Origin of the sequence: Arthrobacter gallicola, from assembly GCF_014836775.1 — a bacterium.
GTDB lineage: Bacteria > Actinomycetota > Actinomycetes > Actinomycetales > Micrococcaceae > Arthrobacter_B > Arthrobacter_B gallicola.
Genome location: NZ_JACSQD010000001.1, coordinates 286,208 through 299,676, shown reverse-complemented (window position 1 = coordinate 299,676; position 13,469 = coordinate 286,208). Strand labels below are relative to the sequence as shown.

At 65.5% G+C, this 13,469-nt stretch carries 16 protein-coding genes; 2 read left to right on the top strand and 14 right to left on the bottom strand.

Annotated elements, in window-relative coordinates; all coding sequences use genetic code 11:
- Positions 1 to 59: 59 nt before the first annotated feature.
- From lgt to hisI, 8 genes are all read right to left on the bottom strand, one after another.
- Complete coding sequence (gene lgt, locus H9639_RS01375) at positions 60 to 1,112, bottom strand: prolipoprotein diacylglyceryl transferase (protein WP_191806353.1); 1,053 nt, start codon at positions 1,110 to 1,112, stop codon at positions 60 to 62.
- A gap of 2 nt (positions 1,113 to 1,114) precedes the next feature.
- Positions 1,115 to 1,915 carry a tryptophan synthase subunit alpha gene (gene trpA / locus H9639_RS01370; RefSeq protein ID WP_191806352.1) on the bottom strand — a complete coding sequence of 267 codons (801 nt, stop codon included), beginning with the start codon at positions 1,913 to 1,915 and terminating at the stop codon, positions 1,115 to 1,117.
- Positions 1,912 to 3,270, bottom strand: coding sequence for a tryptophan synthase subunit beta (trpB, locus tag H9639_RS01365; protein WP_225219049.1), 1,359 nt, complete (start codon positions 3,268 to 3,270; stop codon positions 1,912 to 1,914). The genes trpA and trpB overlap by 4 nt, the downstream gene beginning before the upstream one ends.
- Positions 3,271 to 3,337: 67 nt before the next feature.
- On the bottom strand, positions 3,338 to 4,174 hold the full coding sequence (trpC, locus tag H9639_RS01360) for an indole-3-glycerol phosphate synthase TrpC (protein WP_191806351.1): 837 nt from the start codon (positions 4,172 to 4,174) through the stop codon (positions 3,338 to 3,340).
- Positions 4,175 to 4,465 (bottom strand): HGxxPAAW family protein, encoded by a 291-nt coding sequence (locus tag H9639_RS01355; RefSeq protein WP_191806350.1) that lies wholly within the window; start codon positions 4,463 to 4,465, stop codon positions 4,175 to 4,177.
- Between the two features lie 99 nt (positions 4,466 to 4,564).
- Positions 4,565 to 5,185 carry a Trp biosynthesis-associated membrane protein gene (locus H9639_RS01350; protein WP_191806349.1) on the bottom strand — a complete coding sequence of 207 codons (621 nt, stop codon included), beginning with the start codon at positions 5,183 to 5,185 and terminating at the stop codon, positions 4,565 to 4,567.
- On the bottom strand, positions 5,182 to 6,771 hold the full coding sequence (locus tag H9639_RS01345) for an anthranilate synthase component I (RefSeq protein ID WP_191806348.1): 1,590 nt from the start codon (positions 6,769 to 6,771) through the stop codon (positions 5,182 to 5,184). The genes H9639_RS01350 and H9639_RS01345 overlap by 4 nt, the downstream gene beginning before the upstream one ends.
- Positions 6,772 to 6,807: 36 nt before the next feature.
- The gene (gene hisI, locus H9639_RS01340; protein WP_191806347.1) at positions 6,808 to 7,191 is read right to left on the bottom strand and encodes a phosphoribosyl-AMP cyclohydrolase; all 384 of its coding nucleotides are present in this window, start codon (positions 7,189 to 7,191) and stop codon (positions 6,808 to 6,810) included.
- A 91-nt stretch (positions 7,192 to 7,282) separates the two neighbouring features.
- Between hisI and H9639_RS01335 the strand changes: the two genes are divergently transcribed.
- The gene (locus H9639_RS01335; protein WP_191806346.1) at positions 7,283 to 7,927 is read left to right on the top strand and encodes a TIGR03085 family metal-binding protein; all 645 of its coding nucleotides are present in this window, start codon (positions 7,283 to 7,285) and stop codon (positions 7,925 to 7,927) included.
- Positions 7,928 to 7,949: 22 nt separating this feature from the next.
- On the opposite strand, the gene H9639_RS01330 is transcribed toward H9639_RS01335, so the two are convergent.
- Positions 7,950 to 8,990 (bottom strand): NAD(P)-dependent alcohol dehydrogenase, encoded by a 1,041-nt coding sequence (locus H9639_RS01330; protein WP_191806345.1) that lies wholly within the window; start codon positions 8,988 to 8,990, stop codon positions 7,950 to 7,952.
- 154 nt (positions 8,991 to 9,144) lie between these two features.
- On the opposite strand from H9639_RS01330, the gene H9639_RS01325 reads away from it, so the two are divergent.
- The gene (locus H9639_RS01325) at positions 9,145 to 10,002 is read left to right on the top strand and encodes a helix-turn-helix transcriptional regulator (RefSeq protein ID WP_191806344.1); all 858 of its coding nucleotides are present in this window, start codon (positions 9,145 to 9,147) and stop codon (positions 10,000 to 10,002) included.
- Between the two features lie 89 nt (positions 10,003 to 10,091).
- On the opposite strand, the gene H9639_RS01320 is transcribed toward H9639_RS01325, so the two are convergent.
- From H9639_RS01320 to H9639_RS01300, 5 genes are all read right to left on the bottom strand, one after another.
- Positions 10,092 to 10,253 carry an MmcQ/YjbR family DNA-binding protein gene (locus H9639_RS01320; RefSeq protein WP_225219048.1) on the bottom strand — a complete coding sequence of 54 codons (162 nt, stop codon included), beginning with the start codon at positions 10,251 to 10,253 and terminating at the stop codon, positions 10,092 to 10,094.
- The gene (locus H9639_RS01315; RefSeq protein WP_318241939.1) at positions 10,250 to 10,651 is read right to left on the bottom strand and encodes an MmcQ/YjbR family DNA-binding protein; all 402 of its coding nucleotides are present in this window, start codon (positions 10,649 to 10,651) and stop codon (positions 10,250 to 10,252) included. Before H9639_RS01315 ends, H9639_RS01320 begins: the two co-directional genes overlap by 4 nt.
- 10 nt (positions 10,652 to 10,661) lie before the next feature.
- Positions 10,662 to 11,432, bottom strand: a complete 771-nt coding sequence (gene hisF / locus H9639_RS01310) for an imidazole glycerol phosphate synthase subunit HisF (protein ID WP_191806342.1) — start codon at positions 11,430 to 11,432, stop codon at positions 10,662 to 10,664.
- Between the two features lie 13 nt (positions 11,433 to 11,445).
- Positions 11,446 to 12,288 carry an ATP phosphoribosyltransferase gene (gene hisG / locus H9639_RS01305; RefSeq protein WP_191806341.1) on the bottom strand — a complete coding sequence of 281 codons (843 nt, stop codon included), beginning with the start codon at positions 12,286 to 12,288 and terminating at the stop codon, positions 11,446 to 11,448.
- Positions 12,289 to 12,377: 89 nt separating this feature from the next.
- Positions 12,378 to 12,641: a phosphoribosyl-ATP diphosphatase gene (locus tag H9639_RS01300; protein ID WP_066298286.1), complete on the bottom strand. Its 264-nt coding sequence runs from the start codon at positions 12,639 to 12,641 to the stop codon at positions 12,378 to 12,380.
- Positions 12,642 to 13,469 lie beyond the last annotated feature (828 nt).

The window sequence follows — 13,469 nt, the reverse complement described above, 5'->3', positions numbered from 1 at the left end:
GTTTGCCGCCACCTCGGTGTGGCCCTAAGACTGGTCCCGGGAGGTAACCCGGAAAGGTCCTAAGTGGCTGGGCCCGACTGATCGGGCCGATGAGGCTTGGACGCCTCATTTTTTGTCTCTGCGAGATTAGCACGCTGTTCATGGATTTGTGACGCAGATTTCACCTCGGCGGAATCTGTTTCGTTCTTGTTATCAACCGGTGAATTGTGACTGCGGTCAGGGGCTTCATTCTGGGGCTTGTTTCGTCCGTCCAGATAAAGCGAAGGATCCGGCGTGTTCCTGGCCCGCACGGAAAGGAAGATGAACATGCCGATGGAGACCAGCAGCATAAGCAGGCTGGTCCACACGTTCAGGCGCTGCGTGACACCGAAGAGCGTGATCATTTCGGCGTCATCGATCCGGAGCATTTCAATCCAGGTGCGTCCGAGCGTGTAGATGGCCGCGTACAGCCAGAAGAGCCGCCCTCCGCGCAGCCGGAAGCGCTTATCCAGTGCCAGCAGCACAGCCACGCCGGCCAGGTTCCAGAGGGACTCGTACAGGAACGTGGGATGGAACAGGGTTCCGGGCGCGGTCCCGTCGGGGAAGTTGTTGTTGTTGGGGTCGATTTCCAGGCCCCAGGGAAGGTCGGTGGGACCGCCGAAGAGTTCCTGGTTGAACCAGTTGCCCCAGCGTCCTACGGCCTGCGCCAGCAGTACCCCGGGGGCGGCGACGTCGGCGAAGGTGGAGAGTTTGATGTTCGCCCGGCGGCAGCCAATCCAGGCGCCGACCGCCCCCAGGGCGATCGCGCCCCAGATCCCCAGCCCGCCGCGCCAGATCTGCGGGATGAGCGCGAGGTCCCCGTCCGGCCCAAAGTATGCAGCCGGAGAGGACACGACGTGGTACAGGCGCCCGCCGATAATGCCGAACGGAATGGCCCAGATGGCGATGTCCCAGACGGCATCGGCCGGCAGCCCGCGGCGCTTCCAGCGCACCGACGTCATCCACAGGGCCAGGACAATCCCGGCCAGGATGCACAGAGCGTACGCGTGGATGGTCAGCGGCCCCAGCGAGAAGCTGCTGAACTCAGCGGAGGGGCTGGGGATTGCGGCCGGAACCGCCAGGGACATCGGCATGGTTAGCTCTTCCGCGTTCCGGTGCTCAGTTCACTGGTCAAAGTGCCGACGGCGGCGGGGCCGCCGTCCCGCAGGGCCGCCACCAGGGCAGTTCCCACGATCACGCCGTCTGCATAGGCGCCGATTTCACGCACGTGGTCCGCGGTGGAAACACCCAGTCCCACGCACACCCGCTCCGCCCCGGCCTGCCGCGCTGCGGTGACAACGCCCTCAGCGGCGTCGGACACCTGGTTCCGGGTGCCGGTGACACCCATGATGGACACGGCGTAGACGAAGCCGCGGCTCGCCTCGACGGTCGCTTTCATGCGCTCCGGAGTGGAGGACGGCGCAACCAGGAAAACCCGGTCCAGTCCGTACTTATCCGAGGCAGCCATCCATTCGGCAGCCTCGTCGGGGATGAGGTCCGGTGTGATCAGGCCGGCTCCCCCGGCTTCGGCCAGGCGGCGGGAAAATTCGTCCACGCCCATGCGCATCACGGGGTTCCAGTACGTCATCACCAGGACCGCGGCATCGGTGGCGGCGGTGATGCCGGCGACGACGTCGAAGACTTCGCGGACATGGAAACCGTTCTCCAGTGCCTGGCCGGTTGCAGCCTGTATCACCGAGCCGTCCATGACCGGATCAGAGTACGGAATGCCGATTTCGATCAGGTCTGCACCGTTCCGGGCCAGCGCGATGCCGGCGTCGATGGTTTCCTGGACGGAGGGGAAGCCGGCGGGCAGGTAGCCAATGAGTGCAGCGCGGCCGTCGGCCCGTGCCCGGTCGATCGCTGCGGCGGACTTGCTCAGGGTTGAGACGCTCACAGCTGTTCTCCTTCTTTGCCGATCTCGGCTTCAGCTGACTCTTCGTCCAGCAGGTTGAACCATTCGGCGGCCGTCGCCACGTCCTTGTCGCCTCGGCCGGAGAGGTTGACCAGGACAATCTTGTCCTGGACGTTGCCGTCGGAACCGGCCGCGAGGCGCTGGCCCACCTTGATGGCGCCGGCCAGTGCGTGGGCGGATTCAATCGCCGGGATGATGCCTTCGGTGCGGCAGAGCAGCTGGAAGGCGTCCATGGCTTCGGTGTCCGTGATGGGCTCGTAGGAGACCCGTCCGATGTCCGCCAGGTAGGCGTGCTCCGGACCGACCCCGGGGTAGTCCAGGCCGGCGGAAATGGAGTGCGACTCGATGGTCTGGCCGTCTTCGTCCTGCATCAGGTAGGACCGGGCGCCGTGCAGCACGCCGGGCCGGCCCAGGGTGATGGTGGCGGCGTGGCGGGGCGTGTCCACGCCGTCGCCGCCGGCCTCGAAACCGTAGATCTTCACCTCGGGGTCATCCAGGAAGCCGTGGAAGATGCCGATCGCGTTGGAGCCGCCGCCGATGCAGGCGCACACGGCGTCGGGGAGGCGGCCGGTCTGCTCCAGGATCTGTGCGCGGGCCTCCTCACCGATGACTTCGTGGAAGTAGCGGACCATCGCCGGGAAGGGATGTCCGCCGGCCGCGGTGCCCAGCAGGTAGTGGGTGTTGCCCACGTTGGCCACCCAGTCGCGCAGGGCCTCGTTGATGGCGTCCTTGAGCGTGGCTGAGCCGTGGCTGACCGGAATGACGGTGGCGCCGAGCAGTTCCATCCGGGCCACGTTCAGGGCCTGCCGGCGGCAGTCCTCGGCGCCCATGTAGACCACGCATTCCAGGCCCATCAGGGCAGCGGCGGTGGCGCTGGCCACGCCGTGCTGGCCGGCTCCGGTTTCCGCGATGATGCGGGTCTTGCCCATGCGCTTGGCCAGCAGCGCCTGGCCCAGCACGTTGTTGATTTTGTGCGAGCCGGTGTGGTTCAGGTCTTCACGCTTGAGGAAGATCCGCACTCCCCCGGCGTGCTCGGCGAAACGCTTGGCTTCGGTCAGCAGCGACGGGCGTCCGGAGTAGTTTTTGTTCAGGTCCGCAATCTGGGCCCGGAACTCCGGGTCGGCCTTGGCCTTCTCAAACGTGTCGCTCAGTTCATCCATGGCGGCAATCAGTGATTCGGGCATCCAGCGGCCGCCGTATTCACCAAAGTAGGGTCCTGGGGCGTGGCGCAGCGAGTCACCGCCGGCCAGGAAGGCATCAGTCACCTGCTCCGACACGCTGCTGTCCCCTGTGCTGGGCGTACTGGCGGGGGTGCTGTTTTCCGGGTTCCCGGTCATGGAGCCTGTCCTGTCCTGCTCTGGTCCGGATTCGCTGCGGCAAGTCCGGAAATAGGTATGTCGTTAGTTATCCCTGGCTGCTTGCCTGCAGCCGGGCAGCGATTGCGCCCGCCCCGGCCTGCATGAATTCGGTGATCGTGGCGGACGGGTCATTGTGCCTGACCAGTGCCTCACCAACCAGTACGGCGTTGGCGCCGTTCTCTGCGTAATGCGCGACGTCGGCGGGGTCCCGGACACCGGATTCGGCAACCACAACGGCTTCAGCCGGAATCGAGGCCGAAAGGGCGGCGAAGACTGAACGGTCGACGTCGAGGGTCTTCAGGTTGCGGACGTTGACGCCGATGATCCGTGCGCCGACAGCCACTGCGCGCTGAATTTCTTCTGCCGTGTGTGCCTCGACCAGGGCGTTCATGCCCAGCTCGTGTGTGAGGTCCAGGAAGGACCGCAGCTGCTCATCGTCAAGGGCGGCGACGATCAGCAGCACCAGGTCCGCGCCGTGGGCACGGGCTTCCCAGATCTGGTACGGGTCGACGGTGAAGTCCTTGCGCAGCAGCGGGATCCGCACTGCGGCCCGGACGGCGTCGAAATCTGCCAGTGATCCGTTGAACCGCCGCTGTTCGGTGAGGACGCTGATGACGGCCGCGCCGCCCTCCTCGTAGCGCACTGCAAGAGCCGCCGGGTCGGTGATATCCGCCAGCTCACCCTTGGAGGGACTGCTCCGCTTGACCTCGGAGATCACCCGCAGGCTGGCGCGGGGAGCATCGTTGCCGCCCAAGGCGGCGAAGGCATCAAGGGCAGGAGCGGCCGCTGCGGCGCGCTCCTGCACCTTTTCCAGCGGCGTGTCCTGCTGCCGCTGGGCCAGGTCCTCACGGACGCCGGCAATGATGTCGTCGAGAACGCTCATTTAGTGCCCGTTGCCTGAGAGCTTGGAACCGCCAACGCCGTAGCCGGCCTTGCGCATGACCCAGCCGACGATCAGGCCAACAGCCATCAGGCCCAGTCCGCCGCCGAATACCACCCAGCTGGCAAGGACGAAGCCGATGCTGGAAACCAGGGCGCCAACGATCATGATCAGGACGCAGGTCCAGGCGGCAGGGGTGTTGCCGTGGCCAATCGTCTCGTCGTGGATGCTGGCGTGTGCCTCAGCCTCGTTTTCCGGCTTGGTTTCGTGCTGGTCGATGGCGTTTGTGCTCATGGTGAATCTCCTCGTGAACGAATCTGGTCTCCATTCTGCCATTAGCAGGCGGAAACTCTCTTACATGTTGCGCGGCACGTTGCCGGGCCGTTGCGCCGGTCAGCGGTAGTTGGTGGGGTCTTCGCCCTTGGTCAGCCGGTCCCAGCTGTCAATTTCGTCGATCGGCGGCTCGGTGGATTCACCCTTAACGGCGGCGCCGGTGGCGGGCTGGGCAGCGTAGCGGCGGGACACCGGCCAGCTGCGCGAGGCTGCGGCCAGCCACACGCCTGCCAGGACAATCAGCACGCCGGCGGCAGCGGCGAGGTACGGCATGGCCGTTACGGTGACCTCGGCTCCGGCACTGCCGCCCACACCGATGGCCTTGCCCACGGCGCCGGCGGCACCCTGCGCCGGGTCCTGGATGACGGCCCAGCTCGCGTAGGCCACACCGATTCCGGCAACCAGCAGAACCGCAGCGATGATCCAGCGAGCCACCTTTCCGGCAATCGAGGCAGCCAGGGCTGCCGCCACGGCGACGACGGCGAAAGCGGTCACCGCGGTCGCGGCTTCGCTTCCGGCAACAGCAATGTCGGGTGTGTTGACGGCTGCCTGCGGAAGGACGACGTCGAGCCAGGTCCGGGTAGTGGTGCCGAACGCCGCGGCGCCCAGCAGCACGGTGCCGAAAACGACCGTCGACTTGCGCCGCCAGCGCGGCGCAGCCTGAACGGGTTTTGTGCTCACTTCGAGGTTTCCTGCCTGTTGAAGATGTGTGCGCTCACGGTGGGAGTGACCGGTTCCAAGCCGCCGGCAATCAGCGCCGCGCGCAGGGGTGCTGCCGCCTTGTTCACGGTCTCCTGGGCTTCGGCTTCCAAATCCGAATCGGCCACAATGCCCCCGCCGGCCTGCACGTAGGCTTTGCCGTCGCGGAGCAGGGCGGAGCGGATGGCGATCGCCATGTCCATGTCCCCGGCGAAGTCGAGGTACCCGACCACGCCGCCGTAGATGCCGCGGCGGTGCGGTTCCAGTTCGTCCAGCAGGCTCAGTGCCCGGGGCTTGGGCGCTCCGGAGAGCGTGCCGGCCGGGAAGGTGGCGGACAGAACGTCATAGGCCGAGCGGTCCGGAGCCAGCTCACCCACCACGGTGGAGACCAGGTGCATGATGTGGCTGAAGCGCTCCACTTCCATGAACTGGGTGACGTCCACGCTGCCGGGCCGGCAGACTTTGGAGAGGTCGTTGCGGGCCAGGTCCACCAGCATCAGGTGCTCGGCGCGTTCCTTCTCATCCACCAGGAGTTCCTCGGCCAGGGTCCGGTCGAGTTCCTGGGTTCTGCCGCGCGGGCGGGAGCCGGCGATCGGGTGGGTGATCACTTCGGTGCCGGTCACCTTGACGAGCGCTTCCGGCGAGGACCCGACGACGGCGAAGGGGTTGCCGCGGGCGTCCTCGAAGTTAAAGAGGTACATGTAGGGGCTGGGGTTGGTGTTACGCAGCACCCGGTACACGTCCAGGGCGTCCGCCCGGCACTCCATCTCGAAGCGGCGGGAGATCACTACCTGGAAGACCTCACCGTCAACGATGGCTTCCTTGCCGCGCTCCACCGCACGCAGGTAGTCGGGTTTCGGCCAGCTTTCCTTGACCCCTGCGGTGAGGGCGGCAACATCCACCGTGCCGCCGTCGAGCACCGTGACGGCCTGCTGCGGCGTATGCGCGGCCAGCCGGTCCAGCATGCTGTGCAGGCGGGCGACAGCGTCAGCCCAGGCGTCGTCCACCCGGTCATCGGAGCCGTCGAAGTTGATGGCGTTGGCGACCAGCAGCACGGTGCCGTCGGAGTTGTCATGGATGGCCATGTCAGAGACCAGGTTCATGGCGATTTCGGGCAGATCCAGGTCATCGACCGGCGGGGACGGCAGTTTCTCCCAGTGCCGCACCGATTCCCAGCCCACGAATCCGACCAGGCCGGAGGTGAAGGGCGGCAGCCCGTCGAACCGGTCGGTGGACAGCAGCTGCAGGGTGGCAGCCATGGCCTCGACCGGGTTCCCGTCCAGGGGAACCCCCTTGGGCGGCTCGCCCAGCCAGCAGGCCTGTCCGTCCCGGGTGGTCAGCGTGGCGCGGGAGCGGGCCCCAATAAAGGAGTAGCGGGACCAGACACCGCCGGAGGCCGCCGACTCCATCAGGAACGTCCCGGGCTCACCTGCGGCGAGCTTGCGGTAGATGCCGATGGGGGTATGCGCGTCGGCCAGGACCTTCAGCCGGACGGGTACAACGCGGCGGTCCGCGGCCAGGGCCCGGAACTCCTCCAGGGTGGGACTGATAACGCCTAGATCCTGCATGGTGTTGGGGCTTTCGGGTTAGAAGGGGTCTGAGACTTAGGCGGACACGGCCAGGCTGCGGCCCTCGAAGCACGTCCGGGTGCCGGTGTGGCAGGCGGCTCCGACCTGGTCGACGCGGACCAGGAGGGCATCGCCGTCGCAGTCCAATGCCACTGACTTCACGTGCTGGACGTGGCCGGAGGTGTCGCCCTTGCGCCAGTATTCCTGCCGGGACCGTGACCAGAAGGTAACGCGCCCGGTGGTGAGGGTTCGGTGGAGGGCTTCGTCGTCCATCCAGCCGAGCATCAGTACCTCGCCCGTGTCGTACTGCTGGATGACCGCGGCCACCAGGCCGGCGTCGTCCCGCTTCAGGGTCGCTGCAATACCGGGGTCCAGTGCGGAGGCCGGGCGGGGTGTCTGGGGGGTGGTATCTGTTGCCATCACTCCCGATTCTAGTGGGTTTACCTCCGGCCGGGCCGAATGGCCGCGTCCCACGGGCAAAGCCGGGGGTTCCGTGCTAGTTTCAGCAGTGATGCAATTCGTTGAACCTTCCCGTGAAGTCCTGGCCGAAACACTGCTTGCGGCCGGTCCCCACGCGCCTACGCTCTGCGAAGGGTGGGATACCCGGCACCTGGCAGCGCACCTCTACCTGCGCGAGCACCGGCCGGCCGCCGCGCTGGGTTTTTTCATGAAGCCGTTCGCCGGTAAAACTGCCAAGGCCATGGATGCCATGGTGGAAAAGGCATCCACCACCGAGGGGTACGCCCGGCTCGTGAAAGCCTTCCAGGCGGGCCCTCCGCTGCTCTCCCCCATGCACCTGAAATCCGTGGATAACAGCGCGAACCTTACCGAATATTTCGTCCATACCGAGGACATCCGCCGCGCGGGTGACCGGTGGGCGCCGCGGGCCCTGGATTCCGAGTACTCCGACGCCCTCTGGTCCGACCTGCTCAAGCGTGCAGCCATCCTGTACCGCGGCGTCGACGTCGGCATCATCCTGGTCCGTCCGGACGGTCCCCGGCACGTCGCCAAGCGGGCTGCAGTCTCCGTGGCGATTGTGGGCGAACCCTGCGAACTGCTTCTGCATGCCCACGGCCGCACGCAGCAGGCGCTGGTGATGTTCGAAGGCCAGCCCGACGCCGTCGCCCTGTTGGAGAGCGCCGACATCGGGCTGTAGGGCCTGACGTGAGGTTCGGCGGTTAGATAGTCGCCGTGTCGATCACGAACCGGTAGCGCACATCGGACTTCAGCACACGCTCGTAGGCGGTGTTGATTTCGCTGGCGTCGATCAGTTCGATTTCGGGGGCAATGCCGTGCTCGGCGCAGAAGTCCAGCATTTCCTGGGTCTCGCCAATGCTGCCGATGCCCGACGCCGCGAACGAACGGCGGTTGCGCATCAGACCGAAGACCGAAACCGGCAGTGCCTCGGGCGGTGCGCCCACGTTGACCATCGTGCCGTCGAGGCGGAGCAGGTCCAGGTAGGACTGCAGATCCACCGGAGCACTGACGGTGTTGATGATCAGGTCGAAGCTGTTGGCCAGCTTCTCGAAGGTCCCGGCGTCGCTGGTGGCGTAGTAGTGCTTGGCACCGAAGCGCAGGCCGTCCTCCTGCTTGTTCAGCGTCTGGGACAGGACGGTCACTTCAGCGCCCATGGCGGCGGCGATCTTGACGGCCATGTGGCCGAGCCCGCCCATTCCGACGACGGCGACCTTCTTGCCCGGTCCCGCGTTCCAGTGGGCCAGGGGCGAGTAGGTGGTGATGCCGGCGCAGAGCAGCGGAGCTGCGGCTTCGTAGGGGATGCTCTCCGGAACCCGGAGGACGAAGTCCTGGTTGACTACCACTGACGTGGAGTAGCCACCCTGAGTGATCGTGCCGTCAACGTCCTTGCTGGCATACGTGCCGGTGTTGCCCTTGAGGCAGTAGTTCTCCATGCCGGCCAGGCAGTTCTCACACTCGCGGCAGGAGTTCACCATGCAGCCAACGCCCACCCGGTCTCCAACCTTATGGGAGGTGACCTCAGCGCCAACCTCGGCCACGGTGCCCACGATTTCGTGGCCAACCACCTGGGGGTAGGCGATGGGGCCCCATTCGCCGCGGACTGTGTGGATATCGGAGTGGCAGACCCCGGCGTAGGCGATGTCGATCAGTACGTCGTGTGGGCCGACGTCGCGGCGTTCAATCGTGGTGGGGACCAGCGGGTCCGTGGCGGAGGTGGCAGCGTAGGCGCGTGCGGTCGTCATAAAATCTCCGAAACTGTGGGGTCTGTGTAGCAACTTCCGTAGTCAACGCTACTGGGGCCGGTCCCCTTCACGGAGACAATGTCAGTGATCCCGGGAGTGCCGCTTGATGGGGTCATTAGCAATGACCCCATTGGTGGCGCGTACAGTCGAGGGCATGAACAACAGAACCGAGATGCGCGAGTTCCTTGCGTCCCGCCGGGCGAAAATCCGGCCGGAGGATGTCGGTCTGCCGGCTGGCACCAACCGCCGCGTTCCCGGGCTGCGCCGGGAGGAACTTGCTGCCCTGGCCGGCGTCAGCGTGAGTTGGTACATCCGCCTCGAACGCGGAGACGCCGTCGGCGCCTCTGACGCAGTCCTTAACGCGATCGCCCGCACCCTCAAGCTCGACGACGTCGAACGCCGGCATCTTTACGACCTGAGCCGCGGTTCAAACGGCGCACCCAAGCCAGCGCGGCGGCGCCCGTCCTCCCCCGCAGTCCGAAGGACCCTCCAGCTGGTCCTGGACCAGATGACCTCGCTGCCGGCCGTCATCCAGAATGACCGAACCGATATCCTGGCGCTCAACGCACCCGCCCGGGCACTGTACTCCGGACTCATCAGCAGCGCCGATGGGCCCTGGAACCATGCCCGCTACATCCATCTGGATCCGGGCTCCCAGCAGTTCTACCGCGAGTGGAATGAGATCGCCGATTACAGTGCGGCCATGCTGCACGTCTCGGCCGGGCGCAATCCGTATGACCGGGACCTGTCCAACCTGATCGGCGAGCTCGCCACCCAGTCCGAGGATTTCCGCGTGCGGTGGGCCAAGCACAACCTGCACGAGCATCAGTCCGGGGTAAAGAAGGTTCACCATCACGACGTCGGGGACATGGACCTGATCTACGAGACCCTGTCCCTGCCCGGAGACCCAGCGCTGGCCATGTTCATTTACACCGCCGAGCCCGGCAGCCCTTCGGCCGAGGCACTGCAGCGGCTCTCTGCGTCCGTGCCTATGGCCGCATTCCAGGGCTGATGAGGCAACACGTCAGTTTGCGTCACGCTGGTCTTTCTTGGGGAGCGTCTCCCGGACAAGCTGGTAGGAGCCTTCCACCAGATCCTCGATCAGGTCCGCGGTAATCCCCTCACTTTGCTGCCGACCTTGTACACGTCCAGGTTCTTCGTGAAGGGGCGCCCGTTCGTCACCAGGGGCAGAGCGTCTGCAGTTCTCCGGGCGGTCTCCTGGAGTTGCCCGCCGTCCAGCATCACGTTGTCTCCGTCCGTCATTTTCCGAAGCTGTTCGGGTCAACGGGCCGCTCCGCGCGCGGCAGGCCCGCCGCAACCAGCCGGTAGGACTCCATGACCAGCTCCCGGACCATGCTCTTATCCAGGGTTTCACCGCTGCCCTTGTCCTGGGCCACCACGGGTTTGAGCGTGATCCAGTGCTTTTTGTTCATGTGATAGCCGGGCGTGATGTCGCGGTGCAGCTGGCGCAGCGCCTGGGATTCCTCCGGATCGGACTTGAGCACCACCACGGGTTCGCCCGGAACGTCGGTCAGCAGCATAAAGACCTTGCCCCGGACCTTGAACACCTCATATTCGGGGCCGAAGGGATGGCCCATCACCGACCCCGGCAATTCCTCCGCCGCCTCACGCGCAGCGTCCTGCAGCTCCGGTCCCTCCACGGTGTCCCCCTTAGCGGACGGGGTAACCTGCGTCCGCGATCGCCTTCTTGACGTCTGCGATGGCGTTGTCCGGTCCGAAGTGGAAGATCGAAGCGGCCAGTACGGCATCCGCACCGGCGGCGATGGCCGGCGGGAAGTGCTCCGGCACGCCGGCTCCCCCGGAAGCAATCAGCGGTACGTGCACTGCGGCGCGGACGGCGCGGATCATTTCCAGATCGAAGCCGTCACGGGTGCCGTCAGCGTCAATCGAGTTCAGCAGGATCTCCCCCACTCCCCGATCGGCTGCCTCCTTGGCCCAGGCAACGGCGTCGATCCCGGTGCCCCTGCGGCCGCCGTGGGTGGTGATTTCGAAGCCCGACGGCGTTGACCCGTCGTGAATACGGCGGGCGTCCACGGAGAGCACCAGCACCTGGGATCCGAAATGCCGGGTGATTTCGTCGATGATGTCCGGGCGCGCGACGGCGGCTGAGTTGATCGAGGCCTTGTCCGCGCCGGAGCGCAGCAGCCGGTCGACGTCGTCAATGGTGCGGACACCGCCGCCGACGGTCAGCGGAATAAAGACTTCCTCGGCGGTGCGGGAGACGACGTCGAACACGGTTTCGCGGGCACCGGAAGACGCGGTGACGTCCAGGAACGTGAGTTCATCGGCGCCGGCCTTGTCGTAGCGGTGCGCCAGCTCGACGGGATCACCGGCGTCGCGCAGGCCTTCGAAGTTGATGCCCTTGACCACGCGGCCGGCGTCGACGTCCAGGCAAGGGATGACGCGGATAGCAACACTCATGGCGGCGTCCCCTCTAGATCCGGCAGGCGTGGATGGTGCTGACCAGGATGGCGCGGGCGCCCAGGTCGTACAGTTCATCCATGATGCGGTTGGTGTCGGACTTTTTGATCATGGAGCGTACAGCCACCCAGTCGGAGTCCCGCAGCGGGGAGACGGTCGGGGATTCCAGGCCGGGAGTCAGCGCGGCGGCGGCTTCGACGAGTTCCTTGCGGACGTCGTAGTCCATCATCACGTACTGGCGGGCCACCAGGACGCCCTTGAGCCGTCGCTTCAGCACCTCCAGGCCGGCCGGATTGGCACCCTTGCGGCCGATCATCACGGCCTCGGACTTCAGGATCGGCTCCCCGAAGATCTCCATTCCGGCGGCACGCAGGGTGGTTCCGGTTTCCACGACGTCGGCGATCGCGTCGGCGACGCCGAGACGGACGGAGGATTCGACGGCGCCGTCGAGGCGGACCACGGAAGCGTCCACGCCGTGCTCGGCGAGGTAGGCACGCAGCAGTCCGTCGTAGCTGGTGGCGACCCGCTTGCCGTTCAGCTCAGCCAGGGAGGAGAACTCCCCTACCGGTCCGGCGAAGCGGAAGGTGGAGGCGCCGAACCCCAGGCTCATCAACTCTTCGGCCTCCACCTGGGCGTCCAGGAAGAGGTCGCGGCCGGTGAGGCCGACGTCGAGCGTTCCGGAGCCGACATAAACCGCAATGTCGCGCGGGCGGAGGAAGAAGAATTCAATGTCATTGTCGGGATCGACCATCACCAGTTCGCGGCTGTCGCGGCGCTGGCGGTATCCGGCTTCGGCGAGCATGGCGGAAGCGGATTCGGACAGGGCACCCTTGTTGGGTACGGCTACACGGAGCATTTACTTGTTTCTTTCGCTGGAAGTCAGATGGGAGCTGGGCCTGCCGGCGGGCCACACGCTGCCTGAGCGGAACTCAGGGCAGCACGTGGCTAGAGATGCTTGTAAATGTCCTGCAGGGTGAGGCCTTTGGCCAGCATGAGCACCTGCAGGTGGTAGAGCAGCTGGGAGATTTCCTCTGCTGCGGCTTCGTCCGACTCGTACTCGGCGGCCATCCAGACTTCTGCGGCCTCTTCGACAACCTTCTTGCCGATGCCGTGCACGCCGGACTCCAGTTCGGCGACGGTGCGTGACCCGGCAGGCCGGGTCGCCGCCTTCTCACTGAGTTCGGCAAATAGCTCTTCGAAGGTTTTCACAGATCAAGGGTACGCCGTGGGTCACAGTCTGCCCCATTCCGGTCCGTGTGTGTGACGAAGGACGCGTCGTCAGGCGGTGTGGAGGACCGGCGCCCGGGCCTGTGCCGGTCTGGGTCCGGGGTGCAATCGGGGGCGGCCCATAACGGTGTAGCGGTTGGCGTACCCTCAGCGGGCATTTTCTCGGGCGGGGTATATGCGAATTCCCTATGGGGCAGCATAGGAGATTTCTTGTGTCAGTTTCCGAAGTCGGCTGCACGGAATGTCCAAAGTCGTCTGCACAGCCCGCCCGGTGGGGATGCTTGCATGGGACGGCCAACTCGCTTCCGGTTTCCTTGAGTCAGTCGAGACCCAAGAAATACTCAGATCAGGGTCAGGCTGCAGGCAGCGGGAAAAGGGGTGGTTCAAACACGCAGCAAGGGGCGATGGCGTTCAGCAGGGGATGTTCTTCGCTGACCTTGCTTAGAGGCTCGCATCCGATCAGTGCTCTCTCCGCCCCTCCCCGCCTGTTCTCATCAAAGCTTTCTCCGCGAGAACAAAAGAGATTGCCGTCGTGACAAGGCCTGCCACCCCACCAACCCAGGAACCAAAAATCACGAGCAACCCTCGAAGATCCAATCCCCGTCCCTCCGAGAGTCCAGACACGTAAGGAGGAGGAGGAAAGACCTTCATCATTACAGGACCGCCGAAAAACATAAGCGCCGCAGAGCAAAGGAGCCCGAACGGTAAGTACCAATTGAGCCAGACACGGGACTGCTTCAAGCGAACGAACCTCCCGGTCAGAGCCAGGACCACGATCGGGGCCAAAGAAAGCACGAAAAAGGCTGTGAG